Raw genomic sequence first — 10,703 nt, forward strand, 5'->3', positions numbered from 1 at the left:
TGGGGCCGGAGCGTCTTTTACTTCGCGGTCCGGCCCGGCCCTCACGATCACACGCCGGCGTCGGGGCCTCCCCACTTGGAGGGAACCAAAAATGGACCCTCCGATTGTTCGTTATGGTCTTCACGGGCGGGCAGAACGCACTGTGCCCCGTCTGCCTCGGACTGGTGTCCACAATCATCCGCGGCGCACCGGTCCTAGGACACTTCACGTCCTGGGGCGCGTCCGTCCCTCGCTGTTCCTATTCGCACCCAGCCTCTTCGACATGCACTCGCGCACGTTCCTCTGGAGCCTCACATTCGCCGCCCTTTTCGTGATCGGCTGTAGCAGCTCGGCCGAGATGGTCGACTCGTCCGCCTCGGCGCAGAAGGCGACACAGCAGACCAGCGACGAGAAAAGCGACTTCGAAAAGGCCATCGCCGAAAGTGACTCCCTCGGCGGCCTCTTCACCGTGTACCGCGACACGACCGACGGCTCGCTGCAGATGGCGCTCGACGCCGACCAGCTTGGGAAGGAGTACATCTACTTCACGCACACGGTGGACGGCGTGCTGGAAGCCGGAACCTTCCGCGGCGCCTACCGCGACAACACCATTTTTAAGGTCCGGCGCCACTACGACCAGGTTGAATTCGTGGAGGTGAACACCAACTTCCACTTCAACGACGAGAGCACACTCAGCCGCGCCTCGGACGCCAACGTCAGCCCGTCGGTCCTGCACGTCGAGAAGATTGTGGCCGAGGAGGACTCGACCGACCGCCTCCTGATCGAGGCCGATGGCCTCTTCCTCACCGAGTCGCTCACGCAGGTCAAGCCCTCCCCGACGCCTGGACAGTCCCCCACCCGCTTCAAGCTGGGGCGGCAGAGCAAGGAAAAATCCAAGGTTGACGGGATCCACAACTATCCGAAGAACACGGACGTGGTCGTCGACTACGTCTTCGAAAACCCCCGTCCCGTCAACCCGGGCTCCGACGCGGTCACCGACGCGCGCAACGTGACGATCACGCTGCGCCACAGCCTGATCGAGGTGCCGGAGAACGACTTCGAGCCGCGCTTCGCAGACCCGCGCGTCGGGTACTTCACCCAGCAGAAAGACAATCTGACCTCCACCAGTGCCACGCCCTACCACGACCCCATCAACCGCTGGCACCTGAAGAAGAAAACCCCCGACGCCGAGCTTTCGGAGCCGGTGGAGCCGATCACGTGGTGGATCGAGAACACGACCCCGGAGCGCATCCGGCCCATCATCCGCGACGCGGTGCTGGGGTGGAACACGGCCTTCCGCAAGGCCGGCTTCAAGAACGCAATCGAGGTCAAGGTGCAACCGGACACGGCGTCGTGGGACGCGGGCGACATTCGCTACAACGTGCTGCGCTGGACCTCCTCCCCCAACCCGCCCTTCAGCGGCTACGGGCCGAGCTTCGTGAACCCGCGGACGGGCCAGATCATGGGCGCGGACGTGATGCTGGAGTACGCGTTCTTGACCAATCAGGTCAACCAGAACAAGCTCTTTGACGAGGCCGGCCTCCCCCTCCAGGCGGCGAGCGAGCGGCCGGAGACCCTGCCCAAGCACACCTGCACGCTGTCCGGGTTTCTGCACATGAACACGCTCTTCGGCAAGGCCGCACTGACCCCCACTGCTGCGGACCCGAGCCCCGCGCAGAGCGGCCCCTCGGACCTCAACGGAGAAATGACCCAGCTCATGGAGGAGGCCCTCCACTACCTGGTGCTGCACGAGGTGGGCCACACCCTGGGGCTGCAGCACAACATGAAGGCCTCTCAGCTTCACCCGACCGACGAGGTGCACGACGCGTCGGCGACCCGGGAGGACGGGCTCGTCGGCTCGGTCATGGATTACCCCGCAGTCAACGTGGCCCCGCCCGACGCCGACCAGGGCCAGTACTACACGACCCGCCCCGGCCCCTACGACATGTGGGCCGTGGAGTACGGCTACACGCCGAGCGCCTCCGAGACGGAGCTCGACGCCATCCTGTCGCGCTCCACGGAGCCGGAGCTTGCCTTCGGCAATGACGCGGACGACATGCGAGCGCCGGGCAAGGCCATCGATCCCGAGGTGATGATCGGCGACATGTCGAGCGAGGCGCTCGACTACGCCGAGGGACGCATGCAACTCGTGGAGGACCTGATGGGAGATCTTCTGGACAAGTACGAGGACCCCGGGCAGTCGTACCAGGAGCTCCGCAACGCCTTCCTGAGCGTCACCGGCCAGCACGCGCAGATGGCCGCCGTCGCCTCCCGCTACGTGGGCGGCGTCCATGTCGACCGCGCGCTGGTGGGGCAGGAGGGCGCCACGGAGCCGTACCGCCCGGTGCCCTTGGAGAAACAGCAGCGGGCCCTGGACCTCTTAAACGAGTACGTGTTCGCCCCCGGTGCCTTCGAGGTCATCCCCGATGAGCTCTACCGCCACCTGCAGCCGCAGCGGCGCGGGTTCAACTTCTTCGGGGCATCGGAGGACCCGAAGGTCCACGCCCGCGTGCTGGGCATCCAGGAACGCGTGCTGGCCCACCTCCTGCACCCGAACGTGCTGGAGCGGATGACCGACACGCGCCTCTACGGCAACGAATACACGCTGGCCGAGTACATGCGCGACCTCACCGACGCCGTCTTCGCGGCCGACGCGCAGGGCAACGTGAACACGTTCCGGCAGAACCTGCAGGTCTCGTACGTGGAGTCCCTGGCGACCGTCGTGGGCGAGGAGGGCGACGCCCAGTACGACAACGTGGCCCAGTCGGCGGCCCTGCAGAGCCTACAGGAAATCGAGCGCATGGTCGAGCGCAAGCGTGGGGTCAACGCCGAAACTCGGGCCCACACCGACCACGTGCTTCACCTGATCGACGAGGCCACCTCCACGGAGTAGTGGGGAAGCCCGTACATACGGCCACCAGAGGCCCCAGGGGCTTGCGGCTCCCTGGGGCCTTTTCGGTGCGGGAAGCCTTTGCCCGCGGGTGCACCGTCCGGAAGGCACGCCCGCGTTACTCTCGTCCGGCTAGGGGCGGCCTCGTAACTCTAGGCCAGTTTTTCTCCCTCAATCAGAGGGCGGCCTTCTGCCCTGGCCCCCGCTCCGACTTGACCCCTCTGTCCTCCCCCTCGACCTGCATGGATCCCACCACCGACTCGCGTTCATCACACGCCGACCGTCCCGCCCGACGTGCCTCCAGGCGAATCGCACTCTTCGCCGGGGCCTACACCCACATCGCAGACGGGGTGTCGCTCACGCTCAATCGCCTCGTCGACCACCTGGACCAGCAGGAGGCTGAGGTACGCGTCTTCGCCCCAACGGTCGACGATCCGGCCATCACGGATCCCGCCGGCACACTCACGTCTGTGCCCTCCCTCCCCGTGCCCGGCCGCTCGGAGTACCGGCTGTCCCTGGGCCTTACGTCCTCCGTTCAGGAGGCGCTGGACGACTTCGATCCGACGCTTTACCACATCGCCACCCCCGACCTTCTGGGGCACAACGCCCTCCGGCACGCGCAGGCCACCGGCACGCCCGTCGTGGCCTCCTACCACACCCACTTCAGCTCCTACCTGAAATACTACCACCTGGGCCTGCTGGAAACGCCCGTCTGGAGCTACCTACGCTCGTTTTACAACCAGTGTCGACAGGTGTACGTCCCCACCCACGCCATGGCGGAGGTGCTTCGGGGGCACGGCATCGACAGCGACCTTCGGCTCTGGCCCCGCGGGGTGAACACCACTCGCTTCACCCCGGACCGCCGCTCCGCCGAGTGGCGCCGGGCCCACGGCATTGGCGACGACGAGACGGTGGTCGCGTTCGTGAGCCGGCTCGTGTGGGAGAAGGGGCTCGACGTGTACGCCGACGTCATCGATCAACTGGAGCGCCAGGACGTTCCCCACCACAGCCTTGTCGTGGGCGACGGCCCGGCCCGCGAGGACCTGGAGGGCCGCCTTCCGACCACCACCTTCACCGGCTTCCTCGACGGCACCGACCTGGCAGAGGCCTACGCCTCGTCCGATGTGTTCCTCTTCCCCAGCGACACCGAAACGTTCGGGAACGTCACCCTGGAGGCAATGGCCTCGGGCCTCCCGACGGTCTGTGCCGACGCGGCCGGCAGTCGCGACCTCGTGGACGACGGCACCACGGGCCGGCTCTGCCCGCCGGGCCGCGTCGGGGCGTTTGCAGAAGCGGTGCGGACCCTCATTGTGGACGATGCGGGCCGCGACCGAATGGGCACCGCCGCCTGCATGCGCGCTCAGGACTTCACTTGGCCCGCCGTCCTCAATCGCATGAGCCGGTACTACGACGAGGTGCTCGCCGACCGGTCCTCCTCCGCCCAGGCCTCGGCCTCGGTCGGCACAGTTGCGTAATGTTTTCTCAACCACTGGCTCGCCCCGTGCGTCTTCTCTTCGTCTCGCACTCGCTCCCCCCCGACGGCCGCCCACTCGCCAACGTCGGCGGCATGCAGCGCGTCGCCCTCAAGCTCCACGAGACCCTGGAGGCCCGTGCCGAGGCGAACGCGCTCGACTACGATGCCCTGCTGCTGCGCAGTGCCTGGCGCACGGTTCACCTGAAGACGCCCCTTTTTCTCGCCCGGGCCGGCTGGCGGATCGCCCAGGCCGCCCGGCGGGGCGCCGTCGACGTGGTTCTCTTTTCCTCAATGGTGACGGCCAGCCTCGCAGTACCCCTGCAGGGCCTGCTCCGCCGACACGGCGTACGAACGGCGGCCATCGTGCACGGCCTGGACGTGACGACCCCGTTCCCGCCCTACCAGTGGTTCGTCCCGACCGTGTTTGACGCCCTCGATGCGGTACTCCCCGTCAGCCGGGCCACCCGCCAGGCGTGCCTCGATCGCGGCGCCACCCCCACCCAGGTCCGGGTCGTGCCCAATGGCATCGACCCGGGCCGCTTCGAGGCCCCCGAGGATCGCGCCGCGGCCCGCCGGGCACTTGGGAAAAGTGCGGAGGCATCTCCCCCACCCCCCCCGCCCGACGGCCTCCTGCTCTGCAGCGTGGGCCGGCAGGTGGAGCGCAAGGGCACGGCCTGGTTCGTCGACGCCGTAATGCCTCGCCTTCCCGACGATGTGCACTACTGGATCGCGGGCGACGGCCCCGAGCTTGACGCGATCGAGGCCGCCATTGCGCGCCACGACTTGGCCCCTCGCGTCCGCCTCCTGGGCCGGATTCCGAACGACACCCTCGCCCGCCTCTACCGCGGGGGCGACCTGTTCATCATGCCCAATGTGTCCGTCGAGAACGACATGGAGGGCTTCGGCATTGTGCTGCTCGAGGCCGGGCAGTGCGGCACCCCCGCCATCGCCGCCCGCCTCGAGGGCATCCAGGACGTGATCGACGACGGCGTCAACGGCCACCTCGTGCCCCCGGAGTCCCCCGAAGCCTTCGTGGACGCCATCGCGGCGTACCGCAACGATCCCGACATGCTGGACGCCGCCGCGCAACGGGCCCTCCGCTACACCAAGGACACCTTCGAATGGCCCGCCGTTGCCGACACGTACCTGTCGGTCCTGCACGCTGTGTGGACCCAGGGCACGCCCCCCGACGCGGGAGACGACACGGACACCGCGGATCGGGCCGACGCCCGTTTCCATGCGGCGTAGTTGCCCACCGGGCGCCCCGTCCGCGGTTTGGAGCGGGACGGAGGACGATGCCCCGCGAGCGTTCATCGCCTACCGGCACATTCCCCCGTCTTGATCGTACGGGCGTGTCCGTATACAATCCGACGACCCGACCGGGACTTCCCATGCCGACCCGTCTCGCACACGAGATTGCCGAGCTCCGCAGCCGCCTTCTCGACATGGCCACCATCGTGGCCGAACAGTTCACCGACGCCGTGGATGCCCTGCTCGCCCACGACGTGGACCAGGCCGAGCGCGTCATGGACCGCGACCGTGAGGTCGACGCCCTTGAGCTCGAGGTCGACGAGTACTGCCAGCGCATCCTGGCCCGCCACCAGCCGGTCGCCACCGACCTCCGCACCCTCCTCACGGTCGAGAAGATCAACACCGACCTGGAACGGATCGGGGATCACTGCCGCAACCTGGCGCGCAACGCGGAGCACGTGACCGAGGCCCCCGGCGTCCTCGACGTAGTCAAGGTCCGCGCGATGAGCCAGGCAGCCCGTCGCATGCTCGACGAGGCGAAGCAGGCCTTTCTCGACCAGAACGCCGAACTGGCCCGCAGCATTCCTGACCTCGACGACGAGGTGGACCGGCTTCACCACGAGAACTTCCAGGAACTGGTGGACTACATCCGGAAGAACCCGGAGCACGCCGAGGTGGCCGCTCATCTCATCACCGCCAGCAAGGCGATCGAGCGCATCTCCGACCACTCGACCAACATCGCAAAGGGCGTCGTTTTTCTCATCGAGGGCGTCGACATCCGCCACGCCGGCGTGCAGGAGGACATGGCCCCCGGCAGTACGTCGCCCCTCCGCTCCTCCTACTCCTCATAGCCGTCTCGCCACCGGACCCGGGCGACGAGGGGGCGGTGGTCCGACACGACGGCTCCGGCCTCGTTCCCCGGAACGGGGGCCGAATCGATGCGCCACGCCGGCCCGGCCAGAACGTGGTCGATCTGAACGAGGGGCCACCACGCCGGAAAGGTGCCTCCCCCACCCGCCGCCTGCAGGCCCTGCGCAAGGTGACGGTAGGCCCACTGGTGCGGGGTGCTGTTAAAGTCGCCCGCCACGAGCACCGGGCGCGTCTCCCGCTCAATGTGGCGACGAATCCGACGGGCCTGATCGGCGCGGTGCAGCGCCTCGTCCCGGTACGTCCACAGGACGGCCTGCCAGCGACGGAGGGACGGCTCCGTGTCCAGCAGCTCCCAGGGACGGGGGCCCACCGTGTGCAGGTGTACGTTGTAGAGCACAGCCGGATGCCCCTCCCAGGTAAAGTAGGTGCGCGTATACCGGGCACGGGGATTCGTGTCCCCGGACGGGGGCAACGGATGCACGCTCATCGAGTCCAGTCGAACCGTCCCCACCACCGGCCGATAAATTCGGGCCTCGGAAGGACGCAAACGGGGAAGGGTGTACCCGATGGAGTCCCGTGTGAGCACGCGGAGCGGCCAGGAGGCAAATTCGGGGGAGCCTCTCGGGGACGCACCGGGTTGAATCCACGCTTCCTGTAATGCCAGCATGGTGGGGACCTCCCGCTGCACGAGCTCGGCCAGCGTCCACTCCCGAGCCGATCCGTGAGCAAAGGCCGGAGGCAGGTTGAACGTCATCACCCGCAGTGTCTCCGCGTCGCTTCCCGGTGCGTCTCCGACGAAGCCCGGGCCAAAGCGCACCGCAACGAGCAGGAGCAGCGCCGCGCCGACCGTCCCCGGTCCCCACGCCTGACGGTAGACGCCCTGCCCCACCAAGACGCCCCCAAGCAATCCCACCGCCCCGCCCAGTACGGGAAGCAAAACCGCAAACAGATCCGTCCACCAGAAGTGCACCGGCGGGAGATGCGGGGCCGCGTACCCGACCAGAAACGCGGCAACCAGAAACGCGGCGCTCCCCCACGCCAGGGCCCAAAGCACGCGTCGGAGACCCATCGGCACGCACCTGCTGGATGGTTCGACAGAACAGATTGTCCCCGTCTCGGGGCGCCCCCGACCGCCCCTGAAACGAGCCGGATTGGGCCGTCCGCGTGTGGCCCCCTAATCGTACGGCCTCACGCCGTCTCCAGAATCCGATCTTCCATCGGCAGGGGCGGTGTCGGCTCGGCAGGGAATTCTCGGACGGCCGCCTCCAGCTCCCGCACGAATTGGCAACGTCCCCGACGCACCCACCGCCGGAAGCGCCCCCTCTGCTCGGCCCCACGGCCCAGCGCCGTCCGCAGGCGTCCGATGTTGAACTGCGTGCTGCACACCCCGGCCCCGGCCCGTACCGCATCCACGGCGTTGCAGCGCTGCTCGTAGTGGCCTGCCACCGGCACCGCCTGCACGGGCGTGCCCAGGTACATCGCCTCCGCGATCGACTCGAAGCCGGCGGTGGACACGAGGCCGCGGCAGCGAGCCATGAGACGGAGGAATTTCTCGTCGTCGAGCTGGTGGAACGTGAGCGTCTCGTCGTAGGCCTCCACGGGGGCCGCGTCCGGGCGATCCCAGAAGCAGTGGAGCCGCACGCCCGGGTTCTGCTCGTGCCACCGGACCACCTCATTGGCGTAGCCGCTGTTGAGGATGTAGACCAGGAAAAAGGGCTCGTTCTCGCCTTGCGGCTGCCGAAACACACCGGGCCGCAGGAGGGGCGGGAGGACGCTCACGCTTTCTCGTGGACGGTCGGGGGCCGGGTAGAGCGAGAGCGCGAGGCGCCGCGACGCCCCCCAGGCCGTGAGCCGGGCAAACGCACGGGCCGCCCACCGGCGCCCCCAGCGCCCCGCCGGAAACCGGTAGTCCGGATGCAAAAACATGTACTGATGGGCCACCGCCACGACCGGCACGGACGGCGAATGGGTAACGGCGTAGAGGCCCATCAGGGGCTCAAAAAAATTCACCACCACGTCCGGATCGTGGCGCTCGACGGCAGCGTCGAGGGTGTCCAGGCTGTGCCAGAAGGTCGGCGTGCGCCCGAGCGTCCGGCGCAGCGTGGCCCAGGGCCGCACCGAGCGGTCGGCAGCGTCCGAGACGAAGCCGGGGCTCTCGATGTTCGTGACGGGGGCCTCGAAGGCTTCGCGGAAGAAGGTCGGCACGGCCTGGTTGTCGCTCTTTCCCACGACCACCTGCGCGACCTGATGCCCGGCGTCTTGAAGCATATGCCGCAGGGCCATCGCCTGGGTGAGGTGGCCGCGGCCCTCCCCCTGGACCACAAAAAGACAGCGCAACGACATGCCGGGACGGACGCTCTGACAGGCACACGACGAAAACACACAACAATGCACACAAGACCGACCGGCGCCGTTCCTCTCCCCCCCAACCCGTCCCCGTACGGTTCGTCACAGGCAACAAAAAACGGCCGGACGCCCCGAACGGAGCGCCCGGCCGCTGGAGTTTCCCTGCGGATCAGGGACGTTGCCCTGTGCAGAGAATGGGAGTCGTTACTGGAGCGTGCCATTCTGGCTAAGCAGCGTCCAGCCGCTGGCCCAGTTTTCGCTTCCGAAGGCGCCGTAGTAATCGACGCTCTCGTAGTTCGAGTTCACACCGCCCACGTCGCCGAAGACGCTCGGGGCCGGGGGCGAGTCATCCGCCGGGCCGACCGCTCGCGGATTGAACTGGTTGATTACGCCGTTGCTGCTCCGGTCCATGGACTCGATGGGCGACTGGGACAGGAGCTGATTGTTCTTGTCGCGGAGATAGGTCGCCAGGTTGCCCCGGAAGTCCGTCCCACCGTCGCCATCCCCGGTGAGCTGGATGATGTCTTCGAACGTGGTGCCGTCCGACGCTGACGGATCGACGTAGTTGGCCCCCACGTTCCACCAGAGGTTGTTTTCGTGGCGGAGCACACGGCCCTCCTCCGTGTCGTCACGCCATCGATCGCGGCTGTCCGCGCCGCTGCCGCTGGGCTTATCCTCAATCTGCAGGCCTTTGCCCGTGAAGCGGGCGTCCATGAACACTGTGTTGTAGTATGATGTCGCGTTGTTGTCGCGGTGGATCAGATACGGTTCGTTGCCGTCGCCCTGTGTGCCCTCGACGCCCGGCCCAATGCCGATGTACGTCGCATTGGCAACCTTCACCGTGGCGTAAGGCTGATCGGTCTCCGGAGTCGTGCCGCCGTCCATCTCTGAGATGCGGCCGGCTGCGTCGGTTGCCTGCACGGCGAGCCAGAACTGGTTGCTGCCCTGCCAGCCCTCGTCCATGTCAAAGGCATCGTCCGCCGCCCAGGCGGCGATCAGGTACTTCGTGTTCACCGTGCCGCCGAAGAACTCGAAGCCGTCGTCGTCGCTGGCGTACGACTCGACGTACTCGACGGTCGACTGATTGCCAACACCTCCGAGCGTGAGCCCCTGAATCTCGGAACCGGAGCCGAGCGTCGTGCCGGTGTGGCGAATCGACACGTAGCGGAACGTACCAATGTTGTGCTGGGTGTTGAAGTCCCCGTTTTCTGCGCCGTACTGGGCCCGGGTCTCGGACGTTGGGATCCCTTCGATGCTCTTGACTGAAGGCTCAGGATTGATGGGGGCATCACCGAGCAGGATGACGCCGCCCCACTGCCCTCGAATGCCGCGCCCGAGGCCTTCGCCCTCGTCGCCCTCAGCGGTGAAGATGATCGGGTCGATCGAGCCGTCGTCCCGCTCGCCGTCCGCGTTGATCTGACCGCCGCGGGCCACGATGAGGGCACTCGCGTTCTCGCCCGAGCCGGGAAGCCCCTGCACCACCGTGCCGGGCTCGATGTTGAGGGTTTCGCCTTCGTTGACGAAGACGAAGTTGTCGAGCTTGTAGATGAAGTCGCTCGACCAGGTCACGTCGTTGACCACGTTGCTGTCCGCATCGAGGTAGGAGATGCCCCGTCCCTCAGCTGCGTCACTCACGATAATCTCGTCGGGGCCTCCACTAATGGAGGTCGTGTCGTAGTTGACGTTTTCGGTGGTGGAGCTACCTCCGTCCCCGTTTCCATTCCCATTGCCATTTCCATTCATGCCGCTGTCGTTTGAGTCACAGCCGGCGGCAAAAAGGAGCGCGGCGGTGACGAGGACGGCCCCCACTCCTCGAAGGAGAGAGAACCATCCCGTTGTCGTGGTTGTAGTGGTAGATTGCATAATGCGTGTGCTGTTGAGTGAAGAAGCGCG

7 protein-coding genes are annotated in these 10,703 nt (G+C 67.1%); 4 read left to right on the top strand and 3 right to left on the bottom strand.

The genetic code is table 11. The features are described 5' to 3' along the window. Positions 1-262: 262 nt before the first annotated feature. The 4 genes from B7R93_RS04530 (at position 263) to phoU (ending at position 6,445) form a co-directional block, all read left to right on the top strand. On the top strand, positions 263-2,872 hold the full coding sequence (locus tag B7R93_RS04530; RefSeq protein WP_103019633.1) for a zinc-dependent metalloprotease: 2,610 nt from the start codon (positions 263-265) through the stop codon (positions 2,870-2,872). A gap of 239 nt (positions 2,873-3,111) precedes the next feature. Continuing rightward, the gene (locus B7R93_RS04535; protein WP_232798011.1) at positions 3,112-4,344 is read left to right on the top strand and encodes a glycosyltransferase family 4 protein; all 1,233 of its coding nucleotides are present in this window, start codon (positions 3,112-3,114) and stop codon (positions 4,342-4,344) included. Between the two features lie 26 nt (positions 4,345-4,370). Continuing rightward, entirely contained in the window at positions 4,371-5,591 is a 1,221-nt protein-coding gene (locus tag B7R93_RS04540; RefSeq protein ID WP_157942195.1) for a glycosyltransferase family 4 protein, read from the top strand. Positions 5,592-5,734: 143 nt separating this feature from the next. Then, positions 5,735-6,445: a phosphate signaling complex protein PhoU gene (gene phoU, locus B7R93_RS04545; RefSeq protein WP_103019636.1), complete on the top strand. Its 711-nt coding sequence runs from the start codon at positions 5,735-5,737 to the stop codon at positions 6,443-6,445. Here phoU and B7R93_RS04550 read toward each other — a convergent pair. From B7R93_RS04550 to B7R93_RS04560, 3 genes are all read right to left on the bottom strand, one after another. After that, entirely contained in the window at positions 6,433-7,533 is a 1,101-nt protein-coding gene (locus B7R93_RS04550; protein WP_103019637.1) for an endonuclease/exonuclease/phosphatase family protein, read from the bottom strand. The genes phoU and B7R93_RS04550 overlap by 13 nt on opposite strands. Before the next feature lie 119 nt (positions 7,534-7,652). Beyond that, complete coding sequence (locus B7R93_RS04555) at positions 7,653-8,807, bottom strand: glycosyltransferase family protein (RefSeq protein WP_103019638.1); 1,155 nt, start codon at positions 8,805-8,807, stop codon at positions 7,653-7,655. Between the two features lie 207 nt (positions 8,808-9,014). Continuing rightward, positions 9,015-10,673 (bottom strand): hypothetical protein, encoded by a 1,659-nt coding sequence (locus B7R93_RS04560; RefSeq protein ID WP_232798013.1) that lies wholly within the window; start codon positions 10,671-10,673, stop codon positions 9,015-9,017. Positions 10,674-10,703 lie beyond the last annotated feature (30 nt).

It is taken from the genome of Salinibacter altiplanensis, assembly GCF_002894645.1.
GTDB classification, from domain to species: Bacteria; Bacteroidota; Rhodothermia; order Rhodothermales; family Salinibacteraceae; genus Salinibacter; species Salinibacter altiplanensis.

What these genes read in the sequence shown, in the direction of transcription:
- B7R93_RS04530 (WP_103019633.1), top strand. Translation starts at nt 263, where the DNA reads ATGCACTCGCGCACGTTCCTCTGGAGCCTCACATTCGCCGCCCTTTTC.
- B7R93_RS04535 (WP_232798011.1), top strand. Translation starts at nt 3,112, where the DNA reads ATGGATCCCACCACCGACTCGCGTTCATCACACGCCGACCGTCCCGCC.
- phoU (WP_103019636.1), top strand. Translation starts at nt 5,735, where the DNA reads ATGCCGACCCGTCTCGCACACGAGATTGCCGAGCTCCGCAGCCGCCTT.
- B7R93_RS04550 (WP_103019637.1), bottom strand. Translation starts at nt 7,533, where the DNA reads ATGGGTCTCCGACGCGTGCTTTGGGCCCTGGCGTGGGGGAGCGCCGCG.
- B7R93_RS04555 (WP_103019638.1), bottom strand. Translation starts at nt 8,807, where the DNA reads ATGTCGTTGCGCTGTCTTTTTGTGGTCCAGGGGGAGGGCCGCGGCCAC.
- B7R93_RS04560 (WP_232798013.1), bottom strand. Translation starts at nt 10,673, where the DNA reads ATGCAATCTACCACTACAACCACGACAACGGGATGGTTCTCTCTCCTT.